This window comes from Nocardia sp. NPDC058633 (genome assembly GCF_042717045.1).
Lineage (GTDB): Bacteria > Actinomycetota > Actinomycetes > Mycobacteriales > Mycobacteriaceae > Nocardia.
On record NZ_JBHXRA010000007.1, the window covers coordinates 144,506 to 168,084 of the forward strand.

1 protein-coding gene is annotated in these 23,579 nt (G+C 71.1%); it reads left to right on the forward strand.

All coding sequences use genetic code 11. The annotated features are described in order from the left end of the window. Positions 1-445 precede the first annotated feature (445 nt). Positions 446-23,386: a non-ribosomal peptide synthase/polyketide synthase gene (locus tag ACFWUR_RS11195; protein WP_378905443.1), complete on the forward strand. Its 22,941-nt coding sequence runs from the start codon at positions 446-448 to the stop codon at positions 23,384-23,386. Positions 23,387-23,579: the final 193 nt, after the last annotated feature.

The following is a 23,579-nucleotide window of genomic DNA, read 5'->3' on the forward strand; positions in this document are numbered from 1 at the left end:
AGCCTGTGTCGACAGCCGCGCTGCCACCTTGCCGGTGGTGTGCCGACCGCTGTCGGTTCGGCGTACGCGGTCGGATCGCTGGACCCGTTTCCCAGCGTCGACAGGCAAGTCCTCCAGCCGCGATTTTGGCTGAATCCGGTCCGGTTTATTATTGAAACGAATACGCTTCTCCTCGTGTTCGGACGCGTGGTTCAGGTGTCGGGGTTGACGATGGAGGTCGGGAGATAACCGAGTCATTGCTGGTTGCGTGGCGGCGAGCCGGACTGCCGCGATCGTGTCATAGCCGATCGCGCTGAATCCGGTGTGAGTGGGTGGATTTCGGGCAGGGTGCCCGAGGTTGGCCACCTGAGCGCCGATCCCGTCACCCCGGTGGGAGCCGGGGAGTTCCGAGAGTTTGTGCGGCCGCGTGGCGTTACCCGTGGCCGGTAATGGAAGGCAGTGTGCGATGACCAACTCCACTCCGGCGCGCGCGGAAACAGAACAGCTGGCAGCGCTGGTGGCGACGGTCGCGGCGATGGATCCGGCCCGGATCGCGGTCGAGTTCGACGGCACCGCGGTGTCCTATGCCGATCTCGACGCCCAGCTCACGCTGATGGCCGAGCTCACCGGTGGGGCGCTGGAGGCGGACACGCTCGTGCAGGTGGTGCTCGCCGAGTTGTTCCCCGGGGTGGTGGACGCGGCGGAGGGGACTTTCGGGGTGCTGCTGGATTCTCTCGCGGGTGATGCGATGGCAGCGCTGGGGATGGAAGTGACGGCGGCCGCGACGCTGGTCGATCGGTTCACCGATCAGGTGGCTCGCACCCCCGATCGAATCGCGGTGCGGTTCGGTGACGAGGTACTGACCTACGCGGAATTCGATGCCAGGGTGCGTGTGTTGGCGGCGCGACTGGTCGAGCGGGGTGTCGGGCCCGAGACGCTGGTCGGGGTGGCGCTGCGACGCAGCGTCGAATTGATCGTCGCGGTGCACGCGATCGTGCGGGCGGGCGGCGCGTACGTGCCGCTGGATCCCGATCATCCGGTGGACCGACTGCGCTATGTGCTCGAGGTGGCGCGGCCGGTGGTGGTGGTGACGCGGGCCGGCGACGAGCCGGATCTGAACGGCGCGCCCGTCCTGCGCACCGAGGACATCGACTGGGACGCGGCGCCCGGTGACGTGACTGCCGCGGCGCGGGCCGACAACACCGCCTACGTCATCTTCACCTCCGGTTCCACCGGACGGCCGAAGGGGGTGGCGGTCACCCACGCGGCGATCGTGGCGAACCTGGACTGGCGCCGGCGCCGCTACGCCATGACCGACGCCGATGTGGTGCTGCAGAAAACGCCCTACACCTTCGACGTGTCGGTGTGGGAACTGTTCTGGCCCCTGCAGGTGGGCGCTGAACTCGTTGTCGCCGAACCGGGGCGCCACGGCGATCCCGCCTACCTGGCGTCGTTGATCGCCGAGCACCGGGTGACGGTGACCCACTTCGTGCCGTCCATGCTGGCCGCGTTCGTCGGTGAACTCGGTCCCGACGTGGATCTGTCGTCGTTGCGGATGGTGTTCGCCTCCGGCGAGGCACTGCCCGCCGCGACCGCCGCGCGGCTGCGCACGTTGTCCTCGGCCGCGCTGCACAACCTGTACGGGCCCACCGAGGCGGCTGTCGACGTCACCGCGCACGCGGTGAGCGCGGCCGACGAGGTGTCGGTGCCGATCGGCGGTCCGGCCGATGACACCGGGCTGCTGGTGCTCGACGAGAATCTCGACCAGGTACCCGTCGGGGTGGTCGGCGAGCTGTACCTGTCGGGTGTCCAGTTGGCGCGCGGTTACGTCGCGCGGCCCGGGCTCACCGCCGATCGCTTCGTCGCCAACCCCTACGGGTCGGCCGGTGAGCGCATGTACCGCACCGGTGACCTGGTGCGTGAGTCGCGCGGTGAGCTGGAATACCTGGGGCGCACCGACTTTCAGGTGAAGTTGCGTGGTCTGCGGATCGAGCTGGGCGAGATCGAGGCCGTCCTGGCCGCGCATCCGCGGGTCGGTAACGCGGCGGTGGTGCTGCATCGGCACGCCGCGGGCGAGGCGCTGGTCGGCTATGTGGTGAGTGTCGACGGTGCGGCGCTCGACGAGGCCGAGTTGGTCGCGCACGCCAGGTCGTCGATGCCGGAGTACATGGTGCCCTCGCTGCTGATTCGGCTGGACGCGATGCCGACCAACGCCAGCGGCAAGTTGGACCGCAAAGCTCTGCCGGAGCCGGACTTCCGGGTCGCCGCGGCCGAATTCCGGGAGCCGCGTACCGCGACCGAACGAACCGTCGCCGCCTTGTTCGCCGAGCTTCTCGGGGTGGAGACCGTCGGGCTGGACGACGACTTCTTCCGGCTCGGCGGCAACTCGCTGATCGCCACCCGCGCGATCGGTCGCCTGCAGGCGAATTTCGGTGTGCGCGTGGATGTTCGAGACTTCTTCGACAGTCCGACCGTCGCGGTGCTCGCGAAGCTGGTCGACGACGGCGCGGTCGACGACCGGCCCGCGCTCATCGCCGGTCCGCGTCCCGCCGTGTTGCCGCTTTCACCCGCTCAGCAGCGGATGTGGTTGCTGAACCGGTTCGATCCGGAGGCCGGTGCCTACAACATTCCGATCGCGGTGCGGTTGTCGGGTGCGTTGGACCTGGCGGCCCTGCAGGCGGCGGTCGGGGATCTGATCGCTCGGCACGAGGTGCTGCGCACGATGTATCCCGAGGTCGACGGGGTCGGGACGCAGCGGGTGTTGCCGGTCGCCGAGGCGCTCGCGGTGCTCGCCGGGTCGACTTCTGCTGCGGTGCCGGACTCCTCGATCGTGTTCGAACCCGTCGGCATCAGCGCGCGGGAACTTCCCGACGTGTTGGCCACCGTGATTCTGCGCGGTTTCGACGTCACCGCGGCGCCACCCCTGCGCGCGAGGTTGTTCGAGGTCGACGGCGATCACGTGTTGGTACTGGTGGTGCATCACATCGCCTCCGACGGTTGGTCGGCCGGGCCGCTGGTGCGCGACGTGATGGCCGCCTACTACGCGCGGACCGGCGGGGCCGCGCCGTCATGGGCTCCGCTTGCGGTGCAGTACGCCGACTACACCCTGTGGCAGCGGGCCGTGCTCGGGGACGAGCACGATGCCGCCTCGCAGGCCGGGCGTGAGATCGCTTTCTGGCGGGCGTCGTTGGCCGGGTTGCCGGACGAATCGAGCCTGCCGACCGACCGGCCGCGCCCCGCTGTCGCATCGATGCACGGACACCGGGTCGAATTCGAGCTCGACTCCGACATCGTCGCCGCGTTGAACGCTGTTGCGGCCGAACAGGGTGCGACCCTGTTCATGGTGCTGCACGCGGCGCTGTCGGTGCTGATCGCGCGCTTGTCGGGCACTGCCGATGTGGCGATCGGCAGTCCGGTCGCCGGGCGCGGCGCGGCCGAACTCGACGACGTGATCGGCATGTTCGTCAACACCGCGGTGCTGCGCACCCAGGTGCGGGGCGCGGAACCGTTCGCCGACCTGCTCGGCCGCGTTCGCGCCGGGGATCTGGCCGCCTTCGACCACACCACGCTGCCGTTCGAGCGGCTCGTCGAGGTGCTCGCCCCGTCTCGTTCGGCCGGTCGTCATCCGCTGTTCCAGGTGGCGCTGTCGTTGCAGAATCTGCCGCCGACGACCTTCGAACTGCCCGGTTTGCGCGCTACCGCTGTCGATATGCCCTATGACATCGAGAAGTTCGACCTGTCGGTGACGGTGCGTGATTCCGCCGCCACCGGTCTGTCCGGCGAATTCTCCTACGCCACAGATCTGTTCGACGAATCGACCATCACGCGCATGGTGCGCCGCTTCACCGGCTTGCTCGCCGCGATCGCGGCGGCCCCGCGGACTCCCGTCGGCGATCTGCCCCTGCTGATCGACACCGAGTTCGGTGAACTGACCACCCGCTGCGGCGGTGAGTCGACTCCGGCCCCGCTGCTGGGGCAGGTGCTCGCCCGTGCCGCCGCCGACCCCACCGCGATCGCGATCCGCGACAGCGAGCGGACTCGCACCTACGGCGAGCTCGACACCGCCGCCGCGCGCCTGGCCGCGCGCCTGGCCGCTCTCGGCATCGGCGCGGGCGACCTGGTCGCCGTGAGCATCCCACGCTCGGCCGACTCGGTCACCGCGGTCTGGGGCGTCGTGAAATCCGGGGCAGGCTTCCTCCCGGTCGACCCGAACTATCCCGCCGACCGCATCGCCCACATGCTCGCCGATTCCGGCGCGGCGGCGGGCATCACCACCACTGCGGTGCTGGCGGACTTGCCCGCCACGGTCAGTTGGATCGTGGTCGATTCCCTGGCGTCGGCTGCCGTGATCGATGGTGTCGATGCGGCGCAACACGGTGTCGCAGAAGCGCGTTCGGCAACTGCGGGCGAGGCCGACGGCCAGGCCGGAGTCGGCGAACGCCGCGACGCGGTCGGTGACATCGACGGGGTGATCGCCACAGACGGTGACGTCTTCGCGAACGGCGGCACAGGTCGGCGGGCGGTGGATCCGCTCGATCCGGCCTATGTCATCTACACCTCCGGCACCACCGGTCTGCCCAAGGGCGTCGTGATCCCGCACAGTGCGGTGGCGGCGTATCTGCCCGTGCAGGCGCGCCGGTATCTGGCGTCGGCGGACGCGCGGGTGTTGCATGTGGCGTCGCCGTCGTTCGACATTTCCGTGGCCGAGCTGCTGCTGGCCGTGACCGAAGGGGCGACGCTGGTCGTCGCGCCCGCCGGGGTGTTCGGCGGGGCCGAGCTGACGGAGCTGTTGCGGGCGGAGCGGGTGACCCATGTGGTCATCACCCCCTCGGCATTGGCGACGGTGAACCCCGACGGCCTCGACGAGCTGCGGGTGGTGGTGGTCGGTGGCGAGGCGTGCCCCGCGGAACTCCTCGCGCGCTGGACCGCCGCGATTCCGGGCCTGATCTTCCGCAACGGGTACGGTCCGACCGAGACGACCATCGTCACCAACATCAGCGAACCCCTCACCGCGACAACACCTGTCACGCTCGGTGCCCCGGTGGAGGGCACCACCGAACTGGTGCTCGACGAGCGACTGCGGCCGGTGCCCGCCGGAGTCATCGGTGAGCTGTACATCGCCGGTGCGCAACTGGCGCGCGGATACCACCGCAGGCCCGCCCTGACGGCGGGCCGGTTCGTGACCAATCCCTACGGGGCGCCGGGTGACCGGATGTACCGCACCGGGGACACCGTGCGGTGGGTGCGGCGCGACGGTTCCTACGACCTGGAATATCTGGGCCGCAACGACTTCCAGGTGAAGGTGCGCGGTTTCCGGATCGAACTCGGCGAGATCGACGCGGTCCTGGGCCGCCATCGGACGGTCGACTTCGCCGCCACCCTCGGTCATCGCACCGACGCGGGCGCGACCCTGCTGGTGTCGTACGTGGTCCCCGCCATCGGGTCGACGATCGACACCGCGACCCTCACCGCGCACGCCGCCGCGCACCTACCCGCGCACATGGTGCCCGCCGCGATCGTCGCCCTCGACGCCGTGCCGCTGACCCCCGTCGGCAAGCTCGACCGATCCGCGCTGCCCGCACCGGTATTCGACACCGCCGCCTACCGCGCGCCCGAAACCGCCGCCGAGCAGGTGGTCGCCGCCGCCTTCGCCGAGGTGCTCGGGCTGGATCGGGTGGGCCGCGACGACGACTTCTTCGACCTGGGCGGCAACTCACTGCTCGCCACCCGCTTGATGGCCCGCATCAGCACCGACCTCGACGTGCGCATCCCCATCCGCCAGCTCTTCGACACCACGACGGTGCTGGCGCTGGCCGCGGCCGCCGACGGGCTGCGCGGTAGCGCCCCCGGCCCCGCGCTGGTGGCCGGGACCCGACCCGATCCCGTTCCGCTCTCACCCGCCCAGCAGCGGATGTGGTTCCTCAACCGCTTCGACCCCGGCTCGGCCACCGACAACATTCCGATGGCGGTCCGGCTCACCGGTGCGCTCGACATCGCCGCACTCCAGGCGGCGATCGTCGACGTGCTGGACCGGCACGAGGTCCTGCGCACCCGCTACCCGGATCGCGACGGCCACGCGATCGCCGAGATCCTTCCCGCGACCGGGCTCGTCCCGGAGGTGCACCCCCGGATCGTCGGCGCGGCCGACCTGTCCGACGCCGTCCGCACCTTCGCCACCGTCGGCTTCGACCTCACCGTCGACGCCCCGATCCGCGTGAACTTGCTCCGCGTCGCCGCGAACACCGCGCCGACAGACGCTGCTGGTGCTGAGTACGTGCTGGTCATCGTGTTGCATCACATCGCGGCCGACGGCTTCTCGTTCGGCCCGTTGATCCGGGACGTGCTCACGGCCTACGGTGCGCGAACCCTCGGCGACGGCCCGAACTGGGCGCCGCTGTCCGTGCAATACGCCGACTACGCGGTGTGGCAGCACACGGTGCTCGGCGACCCGGCCGATCCGCAATCGCTTGCGGCCGAGCAGCTCACGTACTGGCGCGCCGCGCTGGCGGGGCTGCCCGAGCAGTTGGAGCTGCCCACCGACCGGACCAGGCCCGCGGTCGCGTCCCGCCGTGGGGCGCTGCACCGCGTCGAGATCGACGCCGACACCCATCGGGCGCTGGCGGAATTCGCTCGCGCACAAGGTGTCACGGTGTTCATGGCCGCGCACGCGGTGTTCGCGGTGCTGCTGGCGCGGTTGTCGGCGACCACCGACATCGCGATCGGCACGCCGGTGTCGGGGCGTGGTGAACGCGCGCTCGACGATCTGGTCGGCATGTTCGTCAACACCCTCGTCCTGCGCGCCGAGGTGGCGTCGGCGGCCCCGTTCACCGAGCTGCTCGCCCAGGTCCGCGCTACCGATCTCGCCGCGTTCGGACACGCCGACGTCCCGTTCGAGCGTCTCGTCGAGATTCTCGATCCGGTCCGTTCCACCGCCCGCAACCCGCTGTTCCAGGTGATGCTGTCGCTCAACGAGGACGTTGCGAGCGAACTGGCCCTCCCCGGTCTCACCGTCGCCGGTGTCGATCTACCGACCGGTGTCGCCAAGTTCGACCTCGAACTCACCCTCACCGAACACCGCGACGACAACGGCGCTCCCGCAGGCATTTCCGGCGCTTTCCTCTACGCCACCGACCTGTTCGACGCCACCACCGTCGCCGGTTTCGCCGCCCGCCTGCACCGCGTCCTCACCGCTGTCCTCGCCGACCCGAACCGCCCGGTGGGCGACATCGAGATCCTCGACCCCGCTGAGCAGACCCAACTGCTGACCACCTGGAACGACACTTCCACCGACCGCGCGCACACCAGCACCCTCGCCGGGCTCTTCGCCGACCGAGCGGCCGCTACTCCCCACGCGATCGCCGTGGTCGTCGACACCGACCCGGCCACCGTCGACGATGCGATGGTGGCGGTTGCCGAGGGTGACGCGCGGACGGGCGCCGCAGTGTCGTCGAGCGCGATTTCCCGGCTCGAGCACGCGGCCGTGGACGCGATCAGCGCCCACCGCGCCGGTGGTGCTGCTCCCGAGGCCTCGCTGCGTCCCGCCGCGGATTCCCCGGCGGTGCAGCTGTCGTACGCGCAGTTCGGTGAACGAGTTACGCGGCTGGCCCGTCATCTGATCGGGCTCGGGGCGGGCCCGGGCTCGCTGGTCGCGGTGGCGATGCGCCGTGGGGTGGAGCAGCTGGTCGCGGTGCACGCGGTGCTCGCGGCCGGGGCGGCCTATGTGCCGGTGGATCCGGATCATCCGGCCGAGCGGACGGCGTACGTGCTGGCGCAGACGGCACCGATCTGTGTGCTCGCGCTCGCCGGAGACGGTGTGGCTGTAGGGTATTCGGTGCTCGAGGTCGACACGCTCGACCTGTCGGCGCTGTCGGGCGCACCGATCGCCGACGACGAGCGGGTCGCCCCGTTGCGTCCCGAGCACCTCGCCTACGTGCTGTTCACGTCGGGGTCGACCGGTCGGCCCAAGGGTGTGGCCGTGCCGCACAAGGCTGTGGTGAACCAGTTGCTGTGGCTGCAGCGGGAATACCCGCTCGACGTCGACGACGTGGTGCTCCAGAAGACGCCGTTCACCTTCGACGCGTCGGTGTGGGAACTGTTGTGGCCGTTGCAGGTCGGTGCGCGGCTGGTGCTCGCGACCGCCGACGGGCACCGCGATCCGGCGTACCTGGCGGCGGCCACCGTGCGTCATCGGGTCAGCGTTGTCCAGTATGTGCCGTCGGTGCTGGCGGCCGTGGTGGCCGAACCGCTGTCCGCGCGGGCGGATTCGCTGCGCCTGGTTTTCGCCGGCGGTGAAGCGCTGACGAGCGACCTGGCGCGGCGGGTGCGCGCGAGCACCGGCGCGACCGTCGTGAATCTCTACGGCCCCACCGAGACCGCCGTTCAGATCACCACGCACGAGGTGGGTGAGGAGTCGGGTGCATCGGTGCCGATCGGTGCGCCGGTGGCCGATACCCGTGTGTACGTGCTGGATTCGCGTCTGCGTCCCGTCCCGGCCGGTGTGCCGGGTGAGCTCTATGTGGCCGGTGCGCAGCTCGCCGACGGCTACCACGGTCGCGCCGACCTCACCGCCGAACGTTTCGTGGCCGATCCCTTCGGCACGGGCGAACGCCTGTACCGCACCGGCGACCTGGTCGCCTGGCGTGCCGGCGTCGACGGGCCCGCACTGCACTACCTCGGCCGCACCGACTTCCAGGTGAAACTGCGTGGCCTGCGGATCGAACCGGCCGAGATCGAGGCCGCGATCGCCGCTGTCGACGGTGTGCGCCGCGTCGCGGTCCTGGTGCGCTCCGACGCGGGTAGGGCCGATCAACTCGTCGCCTACGTGGTGCGCGCGGCCCCGGACGCGACAGCAGCGACTGCTCCGGCGCCCGCCACCGACCCTTCGGCGGCTCCCACGCCCGCCGACCTCGACGCCGCGATCATCGCGACATTGCCCTCCTACATGGTCCCGGCGGCCTACGTATTCCTCGACGAGTTGCCCGTCAACGCTTCCGGCAAGCTCGATCGCCGGGCGCTGCCCGCCCCCGAAACCCGGCAGATCGATTACCGGGAGCCGGCCACCGCGACCGAGCGGATCGTGGCCGCGACCTTCGCCGGGGTGCTCGAGCTGGAGCGGGTCGGCGCGGGTGCGGACTTCTTCGCCCTCGGCGGCAACTCCCTGCTGGCGACCCAGGTGGCCGCGCGGCTCGGCACCGCGCTGGATGCCAGGGTGCCGGTGCGGGAACTGTTCGAGGCGAGCACCGTGGAGGGACTCGCGGTGCGGTTGGACGCGCTGCGCGGAACCGGCAGTCGTCGCGGGCCCGTGGCAGGGCCACGACCGCACCGGATTCCGCTCTCACCCGCCCAGCAGCGCATGTGGTTCCTGCACCGCTTCGATCCGGACTCCGCCGCCTATCACATCCCGGTCGCGATCCGGCTCAGCGGCGAACTCGACGCGGACGCGCTGCGCGGCGCGCTGGGTGACCTGATCGCCCGCCACGAGACGCTGCGCACCACCTATCCCGAATTCGACGGGCAGGCGACACAACTGGTGGGTGCGCCGTTCGTGCCCGAGCTCGCCGTCGCTGATGTCGAGGCCGACGACGTGCCCGCCGCGGTGGTCGCGGTGCTGGCCGGCGGCTTCGACATCACCACCGAGGTGCCGGTGCGCGCCGCACTGCTGCGGGTCGCGAGCACCGAACACGTGCTGGTGCTCGTGGTGCATCACATCGCGGCCGACGGCTGGTCGATGGGCCCGCTGACCCGGGATCTGGTGGCCGCCTACGCCGCCCGCGCGGCCGGTGCGCCGCCCCGGCTGCCCGCGTTGGCCGTGCACTACGCCGATTACGCGCTGTGGCAGACCGAAGGGCTCGGCAGTGCCGATGACCCGGACGCGCCCCTGGCCCGCCAGCTCGACTACTGGACGCACCGACTCGCGGGCCTGCCCGACGTGCTCACTCTGCCCGCCGACCGGCGCAGGCCGCTGATCGCCTCCAACCAGGGCGCCACCTTCACCGCCGCCCTCGGCGCCGACCTGCATCGAGGGATCGAAGAGCTGGCTCGCGCGCATCGCGCCACCCCGTTCATGGTGCTGCACGCGGGCCTGGCGGTCCTGCTCGCGCGGCTCTCGTCCGGAGCCGACATCGTCGTCGGCACGCCGGTGGCCGGTCGCGGTCATCGCGAACTCGACGATATCGTCGGCATGTTCGTCAACACCCTCGTGCTGCGCGCGCGAGTCCGCTCCGACACCCGCTTCGGCGATCTGCTCGACGAGGTGCGCGCGGGCGATCTCGATGCCTTCGACAACGCCGACGTGCCGTTCGAGAGCCTGGTCGACGCGCTCAATCCAGCGCGCTCGCAGGGGTATTCGCCGCTGTATCAGATCTCCCTGGCGTTGCAGAACCAACGCAGAACCGCGTTCGAACTGCCCGGGCTCACCCTGTCGGGACTGACCCTGCCGGACGCGCCGATCGAAGTGGACCTCGACTTCACCTTCGTCGACCGTTTCACCCCCGACGGGGCGCCCGACGGCCTCGACCTCGAACTGCGCTACGCCACCGACCTTTTCGACGCCGGCACCGTCGCGGCGATGGTGGGAATGCTCGAGCGGGTGCTACGAGACGCGGTCACCGCCCCCGGTACCGCGGTCGGCGACCTCGCCCTGCTCGCGGAGGCCGCCTCGTCGGTGAACCACCACGGTGACGTGGTTCCACTCGACAGCACACTCGCGGAACTGGGTGTGCGCGCCCCACTCGCCGCCCACCTGCTCGATGCCGCGGCCGCGCGAGATCCCGAGGCGGTGGCGGCGGTCTTCGACGGCGCCGAGATCACCTACGGCGCGCTCGCCGCCAGGGCGAACCGCTTCGCGCGCAGACTGATCGACTGCGGAGTGGGACCGGAGACGCCGGTGGCCGTGGCTGTTGCGCGCAGCATCGAACTGCTGGTGGTGCTGCACGGCGTGCTCGCCGCCGGTGGCGTGTACGTGCCGATCGACGCGGGCCAGCCCGCCGAACGCATCGGGCACGTGCTGGCCACCGCGACACCGCGACTGGTGGTGGTCGCCTGCGCAGACGACCTCGACCATGTGGACAGCGGCATCCGGTCCGCCACGGCCTCGGTGCATTTCGCCGCCGCATCACGCTCCGGGTTCCCGGTGCTCACCGTCGCCCAGCTCGAGGCGCAGGCCCCGGAGGTGGTGGCGGGCACCCCGATCACGGACGCGGACCGGCTCGCGCCGCTGCACCCCGACCACCCGGCGTATGTGCTGTTCACCTCCGGCTCCACCGGCACCCCGAAGGGCGTGTTGATCTCGCATCGCGCCGTGGTCAACGAAATCTGTTGGCTGCGTGGTGAGTACGGCATGACCGCGGCGGATCGTTTCCTGCAGCGCGCACCGCTCACCTTCGATGTCTCGCTGTGGGAACTGCTGGCTCCCGCCCTCCTCGGCGCCCCGCTGGTGCTGCTGCGCCCCGGCGGTCACCTCGACCTGGAGTACCAGGCGCGCGTCGTGCGTGAGCAGGGCGTCACCATCATGGAGATCGTGCCGTCGGTGCTGGCCGCGATGCTGGCCGAAGGGCTCGGCGACGCCCTGCGCGGGCTGCGGATGCTGCACGTGGGCGGCGAGGAGCTGCCCGCCCCGCTGGCGGCCACCGTGCTCGCCGCGATCCCCGGCGAGCTGCACAACACCTACGGTCCGACCGAAGTGGCCATCACCAGCACTTTCCAGCCGATCACCGCGCCGGTCGAGCAGACAGAACTGCCCATCGGCAGGCCCACCTGGAATGTGCGCTCCTACGTGCTCGACGAGCGGTTGCACCCGGTTCCCGGTGGCGTGGCGGGAGAGCTGTATCTCGCGGGTGTCCAGCTGGCTCGCGGCTACCTCGGCAGGCCGGACCTGACCGCCGATCGTTTCGTCGCCGACCCGTTCGGCGCCGACGGCGCCCGCATGTACCGCACGGGCGACCTCGTTCGCCGCGATCGGTCAGGGGCGCTGGTCTATCTGGGCCGCAACGACTTCCAGGTCAAGATCCGTGGCCTGCGGATCGAGCTGGGCGAGATCGAGGCCGCCCTCGGCGACGCTCCCGGCGTGACCCACGCCGCCGTGCTGCCCGCCATCGACGACGCCGGGCGCCAGTGCCTGGTGGGTTACGTCGCGGGCGAGGTCGACAGTGCGGCGGTGCGAGCGCACGTGGCGGGCCGGGTGCCCGCGTACATGGTGCCCTCGCACCTGGTCGTGCTCGACACCGTGCCGCTCAACTCCGCGGGCAAACTCGACCGCGCCGCGCTGCCCGCCGCCGACCTGTCCACCACCACCGCCTACGTGGCGCCGCGACCGGGTGCGCAGACCGCGCTCGCCGATGTGATCGGCGCGCTGCTCGGGGTGGCGCGCGTCGGCGCCGACGACGACTTCTTCGCCGTCGGCGGCAACTCGCTGCTCGCGATGCGACTCGTCGCCCGAGCCAACGCGGCGCTGGGCAGCGCGCTCGACGTGCGCGATGTGTTCGACGCCCCCACCGTCGCCGGACTCGCCGAGCGAGCGGGCGTCGGCGGCGAGCGATTGCCCGCGCTCACCGCCGTGCGTCCCCGCCCGGATCGAATCCCGCTGTCGCTGGCCCAGACTCGCCTGTGGCTGCTGAACCGGATCGACCCCGAGTCGGCCGTCTACACGCTGCCGATCGCGCTGCGCCTGACCGGTGACCTCGATACCGATGCCCTGTGGGCGGCGCTCGCCGATGTCCTCGACCGGCACGAGGCACTGCGCACCGTGTTTCCGGAAGACGCCGACGGTCCGACCCAGGTGATTCTGCCCGTCGACGCGGTGTTGCCCGCCGCCGTCGTGCGCGAGAGCACCGAAACCGACCTGGTCGACACCGTGCGCACCATCATCGGCGAGGGCTACGACCTGACCACCGAGCCGCCGCTGCGCGCCGCGCTGCTGCGTCGCGCGTCGCCGACCGAACCGGGGGACCGGCGAACCGGCGAGATCGAGCACGTGCTGGTGCTCGCGGTGCATCACATCGCCGCCGACGGGGTGTCGACCACGCCGCTGGCCCGCGACCTGATCACTGCCTACGCCGCGCGCGCCGCGGGGACCGCTCCGGCGTGGGAGCCGTTGCCGGTGCAGTATCCGGACTTCACCCTCTGGCAGCACGCCGTGCTCGGCGACGCGGCCGAGCCGCAGTCCCGGTTGGCGCGGCAGTTGGCGCACTGGCGCGACGAATTGGCCGGAGCGGCACCGGCTCTCGAACTGGCGACCGATCGGCCGCGGCCCGCTGTGCGCGGCGGTGCGGGCGGCGCGGTCGGATTCGAGGTGCCCGCCGAGGTGGTTGCCGGGGTCGAGGCCTTGGCTCGGCGCCACGGCGTGTCCACCTTCATGGTGGTGCACGCGGCGTTCGCGGTGCTGTTGTCGCGCCACGGTGGCGGAGCCGATGTTCTCGTCGGCACGCCGGTCGCCGGGCGGGCCGATGCCGCGCTCGACGATCTCGTCGGCATGTTCGTCAACACCCTCGTGTTGCGGACGACGGTCGATGCCGGTGCCGGGTTCGGCGAGCTGCTCGCCGAGGTGCGCGCCGCCGACCTGCGGGCCTTCGCGAATGCCGATCTGCCGTTCGAGCGGCTCGTCGACGAGCTCAACCCGGTGCGCTCCACCGCCTATTCGCCGATCGTGCAGGTCATGCTCGCGTTCGAGCACCGCGACGACACCGCCATCGCACTGCCGGGACTGCGGATCGACGAGTTCGCGATGCCCGCGGCCACGACCCAGTTCGATCTGTCGCTGGCGATCGATGAGATCGTCGGCGCCGACGGCGAACCCGGAATGCGCGGGTGGCTGCGCTACGCCGTGGACCTGTTCGACGCCGACACGGTCGCCGCGTTCGGCGCGCGGTTCGTGCGGGTGCTGAGCGCGGTCGTCGTCGACGACCGTCGCGCGGTCGGGGAGATCGATCTCCTCGACGCGGCCGAAACCGCCCAGCTCGCGGCATGGAACGACACCGCCGCCCCGCTCGACACCGACGCGACGCTCGTCTCGCTGTTCGGCGCGCAGGTCGCGCGCACGCCCGCGGCGCTCGCCCTCGAATTCGAGGGCGAGCGGATCACCTACGGCGAGTTCGCCGCTCGGGTCGCCCGCTCGGCGCGGTGGTTGATCGCCGAGCAGGTCGGTCCCGGTGCCGTGGTCGGTGTCGGGTTGCGGCGCGGCATCGATCTGCTGGTCGCGATCTACGCCGTGCAGGCGGCGGGCGCCGCGTACCTCCCGTTGGATCCCGACCATCCGGCCGACCGCATCGCCGATGTCCTGGCGACCGCCGCACCGGTCTGTGTGCTGGCCGCCGCCGATTTCCCCGATATCGGTACGGGCACAGACCGACCCCACACGCAGCTCGCATCCACGGTGCGCGTCGTCGAGCTCGCCGCGCTCGATCTGTCCGGGTTCGCCGCCGATCCGGTGACCGATGCCGACCGGATCCGGCCCCTGCGTGGCGCGGACCTGGCGTATGTGCTGTTCACCTCCGGCTCGACCGGCAAACCCAAGGGAGTCGCGGTGACCCACACCGCGATCGTCAACCGGCTGACCTGGATGCAGGACGCCTACCGGCTCGACGACGCGGACATCGTGCTGCAGAAGACGCCGATCACCTTCGACGTCTCGGTCTGGGAACTGTTCTGGCCCTTACAGATCGGCGCCACCTTGGTGATCGCGCGGCCCGACGGGCACCGCGATCCGGCCTACCTCGCCGAGCTCGTCGCCCGCACCGGGGTCGGCGTCGCCCACTTCGTGCCGTCGATGCTGGCGGCCTTCCTCGCCGAACCGTCGGCCGCCGAGTGTGTTTTGCTGCGACAGGTGTTCGCCTCCGGTGAGGCCCTGCCCGCCGCCGACGCGCAGCGCCTGCGCGCACTGATTCCCGGTGTCGCCGTGCACAACCTGTACGGCCCCACCGAGGCCGCTGTCGACGTGAGCTTCCACCAGGTCACCGACGCGGACACGGTTACCGTGCCGATCGGCGCCCCGGTCGCCAACACCGCCCTGCACGTGCTCGACGCCCGCTTGCGTCCCGTGCCCGTCGGCACGCCGGGTGAGCTGTACCTGGCCGGTGTCCAACTGGCTCGCGGCTACCTCGCTCGCCCTGACCTGTCCGCCGACCGCTTCGTCGCCAACCCCCTCGGCGCCCCCGGTGAGCGCATGTACCGCACCGGCGACCTCGTCGTGCGCACCCGCTCGGGCGAATTGGAATACCTGGGCCGCACGGACTTCCAGGTGAAGCTGCGCGGCCTGCGTATCGAACTCGGCGAGATCGAGGCGGTCCTCGCCGGACTCGACGCCATCGAACGGGCAGTGGTCACCGTCCGCGACGACGGCAGCGGCGACTACCTCACCGCGTATCTCGTGCCCGCGCAGCAGCACCGAGAGCTCCGCCGCACCGGTGCGACGGGGGAGATGGCCATCGGTGCGGCTTCGGATCTCGACGCCGCCGCGGTTGTCGGCCCGGCATCGAGGGGCGAAGCGCCCGCCTCATCCGCCGCCGTGGCCGCCACCCGCGCTGGTGGGGCCGCAGAGAACGACTCGGCCGTCGACCTCGATACCGTGAAAGCCGCAGCGCGGCAAGCGCTCCCGGCCTACATGGTGCCGAGCTCATTCGTGGTGCTCGGCGAGCTTCCCGTGAACGCCTCCGGCAAGCTCGATCGGCGAGCGCTGCCCGCACCCGAGGTGCTCGTGCGGCAGTTCCGGGCACCGGCGACGCCGTCGGAGCAGCTGGTGGCCGGGGTTGTCGCCGACGTACTCGGTGTCGAACGGGTCGGTGCCGACGACGACTTCTTCGATCTCGGGGGCAACTCGCTGATCGCCACCCGGGTCGCCGCGCGGCTCGGGGCGGCGCTGAACCGGCAGGTCCCCGTGGCACGGATCTTCGAGACGCCGGTGGTCGCCGCATTGGCCGCCGCGCTCGATGCCGACGGCGGGGTGGCGCGCGTGGCGCTGGTAGCGGGGGAGCGGCCTGCTTCGATTCCGCTCTCGCCCGCCCAGCAGCGCATGTGGTTCCTCAATCGGTTCGATCCGGACTCGGCCGGCTACAACGTGCCGATCGCGGTGCGCCTGCGCGGCGCACTCGATCCGGATGCGCTCGCCGCCGCCGTCGAGGACCTCGTCGCCCGACACGAAGTGCTGCGGACCTACTACCCCGAGACCGCCGACGGACCGGTGCAGCGGATCCTGTCCGTCGCCGAAGCCGGTGTCGCACTGCAGGTTCGCGATCTCGACGCCACGCGGATCCTGGGCGCGGTGACCGCGCTGGCCGCCACCACCTTCGATGTCACGGCGGGTGTGCCGTGGCAGGTGGTGCTGTACCGGATCACCGCCGAGGAGGCCGTACTGGGCCTGGTGGTGCACCACATCAGCGCCGACGGTTCGTCGATGCCGCCGCTGGTGCGTGACCTGATGACGGCCTACCTCGCGCGTCGTGACGGGGTGGCACCGCGGTGGACGCCGCTGCCGGTGCAGTACGCCGACTACGCGCTGTGGCAGCGCGCGGTCCTCGGCGAGGAAGCCGATGCCGAGTCGGTGGCCGCCCGCCAGCTCGACTTCTGGCGCGGCGAGCTGGCCGATCTGCCCGAGGAGCTGGCGTTGCCGCTGGATCGCCCGCGCCCGGCCGTACGCGACCTCGCCGGTGCGACGGTGCCGGTGACCGTGGATGCCGACACCCACGCCCGGCTCAGCGCACTGGCCAGGGCATCCGGTGCCACGCTGTTCATGGTCGTGCACACCGCCTTCGCCGCGCTGCTCGGACGCCTTTCGGGCAGTGCCGACATCACCGTCGGGACCCCGGTCGCCGGGCGTGGCGAGGCCGCGCTCGAAGACCTGATCGGCATGTTCGTCAACACCTTGGTCTTCCGTACCCGCTTGCGGGCCGGGGAGTCCTTCCAGGAGTTGCTGATTCGTCAACGCGCCACCGACCTGGCGGTTTTCGCCCACGCCGACGTGCCGTTCGAACGCCTCGTCGAGGTGCTCGATCCGACTCGCTCCACCGCGCGGCATCCGCTGTTCCAGGTCGGCTTCTCGTTCCAGAACTTCGAGCGTGCCGAACTGTCGCTGCCCGGGATCACCGTGTCGGGGTTGGACACCGACAACGAGCTGTCGCAGTTCGATCTGCACCTCATCGTCAGCGACGAGTACACGGCCGACGGCGCGGCCGCGGGCGTCACCGGCGTACTCACCTATGCCCACGACGTGTTCGACACCGAGACCGCGACGGCGATCGCGGGCAGGCTGGAACGGTTGCTCGCCGCCGTCGCCGCGTCGCCGCGCACACCGCTCGACAGCGTGGACGTGCTCGAACCCGCGGAACGGACCCGCATCCTCACCGAGTGGAACGCCACCACCCGCGAGATCGACGCCACCGCGACACTGCTCACAGCGTTCCGCGCCCAGGTGCGGGCCTACCCCGAGGCGACCGCGGTCGTGTTCGAGGGCACGGCGCTGACCTACGCCGCACTCGACGCCGAGGTCAATCGCCTGGCCCGGCACCTGATCGACCGAGGCGTCGGCCCCGATGTGCTGGTAGGACTGGCCATCCGGCGCTGCACCGACCTCGTCGTCGCCATGTACGCGGTGCTCACCGCGGGCGGTGCGTACGTGCCGATCGACCCCGACCACCCGGCCGACCGCATCGTCGACGTCCTCGACACCGCCCGACCGCACCTGGTCCTCACCACTGCGGAGTCGGCCGTGGACAGCAATGTCGAGGCCGCGACAGCTTCGGCACGCGTGGCCGCGCTGCCGACCCGGGTCGTCGTGCTCGATGACATCGACACCGCCGGGTACTCGGCGGATCCGGTCGCCGCGTCCGAACTGCGTGGACCGCTGCGCGATTCGAACCTGGCCTACGTGCTGTTCACCTCCGGCTCCACCGGCAAGCCCAAGGGTGTGGCGATGAGCCACGCCGGCGTTCGCAACCAGATCGCGTGGCTGCTCGAGCAGTACGAGCTCGACGGCGACGACGTGTACCTGCAGAAGTCCTCGGCCGGGTTCGATCTGTCGGTGTGGGGGTTCTTCGCGCCGCTGGCCGCGGGGGCGACGCTGGTGCTCGCCACGCCCGACGGGCACCGTGATCCGCTGTACCTCGCCGAACTTGTTGCCGCGCAGCAGATCACCGTCGTCGACTTCGTGCCGTCGATGCTGGCGATGTTCGCCGCGCACGCCGAAGCCGAACAGTTGCGGAGCCTGCGGCTCGTCCTCGCGATCGGTGAGGCGCTCGTGCCGGAGACGGTGGCGACCCTGCGGGCGAAAGCGACCGCGTGCGTGCACAACCTGTACGGCCCCACCGAAGCCGCCGTGTCGGTCACCGCCTGGCCCGCCGACAGCGCGACCGGGCAGACCGTGCCGATCGGCGTGCCCGAGTGGAACACCAGGGTCTATGTGCTCGACGAGCGGTTGCGGCCGGTGGCTCCGGGTGTCGCCGGTGAGCTGTACCTGGCCGGCGCGCAGTTGGCGCGCGGCTACCTCGGTCGGCCAGACCTGTCGGCGGATCGCTTCGTCGCCGACCCGTTCGCCGACGAAGCCGCGCGGCCACGATCCGCCGACACGGCGGGCGCCCGCATGTACCGCACCGGCGATCTGGTGCGGTGGACTCGCGAGGGTGTGCTCGTCTACCTGGCGCGCAGCGACTTCCAGGTGAAGTTCCGTGGTCAGCGCATCGAGCTCGGGGAGATCGAGACCGCGTTGCAAGGGGTAGACGGAGTCAGCCAGGCCGCGGCGGTGGTCGCGGCGAGCGCGACCGGTGACCGGCTCGTCGGCTACGTGGTGCCTGCGCCGGGCGCGGAGCTGGATCCGGCCGCCCTGCGCACTGCCGTGGGAGCGGTGTTGCCCTCGTACATGGTGCCGTCGGTGATCGTCGTGCTCGACGCGTTCCCGCTCAATACCTCCGGCAAACTCGACCGCACAGCGTTGCCCGCACCGGAATTCGTGGCGCGGCCGTTCCGGGCGCCGGTGAGCGCGGTGCAGCGGGCGGTGGCCGAGGTGTTCGGTGCGGTGCTCGGGCGCGAGCCGATCGGACTCGACGACGACTTCTTCGACCTCGGCGGCAACTCGCTCATCGCGACCAGGGTCGCCGCCCGCCTCGGCGCGGCACTGTCGACTCGGGTGCCGGTACGCACCCTGTTCGAAGCGACCACCGTGGTCGATCTGGCGGCCGCGCTGGCGGCGACCGCGGGTACCGGTGCGGGGATCGCGCTGACGGCGGGCGCACGCCCGGACCGGATTCCGCTGTCGGCCGCCCAGCAGCGCATGTGGCTGCTCAACCGGCTCGATCCCGGGTCCGGCGCCTACAACATCCCGATCGCGGTGCGTCTCACCGGCGATGTCGACGCCGCGGCGCTGGCCGCGGCGGTCACCGATGTGCTCGACCGGCACGAGGTGCTCCGCACGGCCTACCCGGCGATCGACGGGATCGGGCATCAGGCGGTATGGGAGTTCGTGCCGATGCCGGTGGTGGAGTCCGTCGACCCGATCGCGGTACCGGCGATCGTCGCGGCCGAGATCGGGCGCGGATTCGACGTCACCGTCGCGCCCCCGGTACGGGTGCGCGTATTGCGTTGCGCGGACGACGAAGTCGTGCTGGTCGTGGTGATCCATCACATCAGTGCCGACGGGTTCTCCGCCGGGCCGCTGCTGCGCGACACCACAACCGCCTACCTCGCCCGTCGCGCGGGCGCCGAACCCGATTGGGCGCCTCTGGAAGTCCAGTACGCCGACTACACGCTGTGGCAGCGCGCGGTGCTCGGCAGCGAGGCCGAGGCCGAGTCGGTCGCCGCCCGGCAGCTGCGATTCTGGCGTAGCGAACTGGCCGAGCTTCCCGGGCTGCTCGAGCTGCCCACCGACCGGCCCCGTCCGGCCGTCGCATCGCACCGGGGCGCCAGTGTGGAAACGGTGGTGCCGCGGTCGGTGTGGCAGCGGGTCGGCCGGTTGGCTCGTGGTGCCGACGTCAGCGAGTTCATGGTGGCCCATGCCGCGTTGGCCGCGTTGCTCGCACGACTGAGCGGCACCGGCGACATCGCGATCGGCACACCGGTGGCAGGTCGCGGTGAGCAGGCACTCGACGATCTCGTCGGCATGTTCGTGAACACGCTGGTCTTGCGGACCGGTGTCGATCCCGCCACCTCGTTCACCACGCTGCTGCGGGAGGCGAAGCGGGTGGACCTCGATGCTTTCGAGAACGCCGAGGTGCCGTTCGAGCGGCTGGTCGACGTACTCGACCCGCACCGCTCGACCGCCCACAGCCCCCTGTTCCAGGTGATGCTGGCCTTCCAGAACCTGGCCGCGAGCCCGGTGCGGGTGGTCCTGCCCGACCTCACCGTGACCGGTCTGGAAGCCGACGCCGCCGTCGCCAAGTTCGACCTGGACCTGGTTCTCGCCGATACCGACGACGGTGGTTGCGCGGTGAGCCTCACCTACGCCACCGATCTGTTCGACGTCGAGACCGCCGCCCGCATCGCCGAGGGTTACGTGCGGGTCCTCGACGCGGTCACCGCCGACCCGGCGGGCGCGGTCGGCGATATCGACCTGCTCACCGACGACGACAGGCGAATGCTCGAGAGTTGGTGCGACACCGCCTATCCGGTCGGCGCGTCCCACCGGCAGGGTCGTCGGAACCCCGCGGCACCGGACACACTCACCGATGCCCTCGCCACCCATCGCCACGCGGAGATCGCCGCCGCACCCCGCGAGACCGCGCTCACCGGCGTGGTGCCCACGGCGTTCGACCGCCAGGCAGCCGCGATACCGGACGCCGTCGCGATCATCGACGGCGACATCGCGCTCACCTATGCCGAGTTCTCGGGACGGGTGAACCGGCTCGCCCGCCATCTGATCGAGCACGGTGTCGGGCCGGACAACGCGGTGGCGGTGGCCGTGCGTCGGTCGAGCGAGCTGCTCGTCGCGGTGTACGCGGTGCTGGCGGCGGGTGGCACCTACGTGCCGATCGACCCCGATCATCCGGCCGAGCGCGTCGCCCGCGTCCTGCGGATCGCGCAACCGGTCTGCCTGCTCACCACCGGTCGCGATGCCGTCGATCTCCCACCACACGGTCTCGACGTGGTGTCGCTCGACACGGTGGATCTCGCCGGCTACCCGGCCGGGCCGATCGGCGACGGCGAGCGCGTGCGGCCCCTCCTGCCTGAGCACACCGCGTATGTGATCTTCACGTCCGGATCGACCGGATTGCCCAAGGGCGTCGGTGTCGCGCACCGCGCGATCGTCAACCAACTCGAGTGGCTGGCACAGCGTTTCGGGTTCACCGCCGGGGACACCGTGCTGCACAAGACGCCGACGACGTTCGACGCGTCGATCTGGGAGCTGCTGCTGCCGCAGCGGGTGGGTGCGCGAACGGTCGTCGCCCGGCCCGGTGGGCACGGGGATCCGGCCTATCTCGCCGCACTGATCACCGAACACCGCATCGACACGGTGCAATTCGCGCCGACACTGCTCGCCGCCTACGTCGCGCACCTACAGGACGCACAAGCGCGCACCGACGCCGATCCACTCACCCGAGCCGAGAGCCTCGTCGACAACGACGTCGTGAGCGGGACGCTGCGCCGGGTGTTCGCGGGTGGCGAGGCATTGCCCCCCGCGCTGGCGCAGCAGGTGCGTGCGCTGACCGGTGCGCAGGTGGTGAACCTGTACGGGCCCACCGAGACCGCGGTGCAGGTGAGCTCGCACGTGGTGACCGAGGACGACACCGTCGTGATGCCGATCGGTGCGCCGGTGTGGAACACGCGGCTCTACGTGCTCGATGCCCGGCTGCGGCCGGTGCCGCCGGGGGTGACCGGCGAACTGTATGTCGGCGGTGCGCAACTCGCGCACGGATACGTCGGCTCTGCCGATCGCACCGCTGAGCGGTTCGTGCCCGATCCCTTCGGTGCGGACGGTGCGCGGATGTATCGCACCGGTGACCTCGTGCGGATGCGAGGAGGGCACGCTCCCACTCTGGAATACCTCGGCCGTGTCGATCTGCAGGTGAAGCTCAACGGCCAGCGCATCGAACTGGGCGAGGTCGAAGCCGCGCTGCAACGGCAGCGGGGGATCGCGCAAGCCGCGGCCGCCGTGGTGTCCGGGGTCGGCGCGGACCGGCTGGTCGCCTACGTCGTCGCCACCCGGAGCGAAGAGTTCGAGCACGGCCTCGCCGCCGTCGACGGCCCCGTGGCACACGGGGGTTCGTCCCTCGACGTGACAGCGCTGCGGGCGGCACTTGCCGGGGAACTCCCGGGATATCTGGTGCCCGCGGTGGTGCTCGAGCTGGACGCGTTGCCGGTCAACAGCTCCGGCAAACTCGACCGCGGCGCCCTCCCGCGCCCTGATCTGCGCCAGGCGACCTACCGGGCGCCGATCACCGAGACCGAGCAACTCGTGGCGGGCGCGTTCGCCCGGGTGCTCGGGCTGGACCGGATCGGCATGGACGACAACTTCTTCGACCTCGGTGGCAACTCGCTCACCGCGGTCCAGCTGTCCGCACGACTGAGCGAGGCGCTGGGCAGCGCGGTGCCGGTGGCGTGGTTCTTCACCGACCCCACGCCCGCTGTGGTGGTGCAACGGCTTCGCGCCGAGGGCGATTCGAATGACGACGCGTTCGCGGTACTGCTCCCGCTGCGGGCGGGTGGCACCGGCGCACCCCTGTTCTGCATCCACCCCGTGGGTGGTGTGTCCTGGTCGTTCGCCGGGCTGACTCGCCACCTCGACCCGCAGCGCCCGATCTACGGACTGCAGTCGCCCGCCCTCACCGCCGACGAACCACTGCCCGCCACCATCGACGACTGGGCACGGCGCTACATCGCCGCCATCCGCGATGTGCAGCCGGAAGGGCCGTACCACCTGCTCGGGTGGTCGCTGGGTGGGCTGCTGGCCCACGCCGTCGCCACCGGCCTGCAAGCCGACGGTGAACAGGTGGCCCAGCTGGCCATGATGGACAGCTGGCTCGGCGACGGCCCCGAGCAGACCCCGATGCCCACCGTGGGCGAGCTGCTCGGCGGCCTCGCGGGCGAGGATCTCGCCTTCGACACCGACGGCCTCGCCGCCGCGGCCGCCGACATCGGCGGACCACTGGCCGCACTCGACCATGCCCGCATCGCCCGCATCATCGACGCCGCCACGGCCTCGATGCGGATGGTCGACGACTACCGCCCGCGCCGCTTCGACGGCGACCTCGTCTACTTTGCCGCCACCGTCGACGACCCCACCGGATCGCGCGGCGCGGCCAGTTGGGCAGGCGCTGTCGAGGGCGCAGTCCACCGGCACGGCATCGACGCCACGCACTGGGCGATGGCGGGCGAGGCGGCACTGGCCACGATCGCCGACGTTCTCGACGGGAGCGGACCCGGCACGCGCCGGGTCGTGAGCGAGGACCCGACGACGAGGGCCGATGCACGAGCGGGGGCGGTGGGCGCATAGAATCGAGGAGTCGGCCGTCGCGCCTGCTGCCTGCACAAGGAGGCTTCGATCGCACGTCGCCAACTCCCGTTCGAGAGGTTGAGGAACCATGCCAGCACAGCCGTTCGGTGAGATCTGGTGACGAAGTCGAAGCCGACCGCATCGGAGACCGATCCGATGGGGACGCCGCTAGGGGGGATCGGGTGACCAAGCC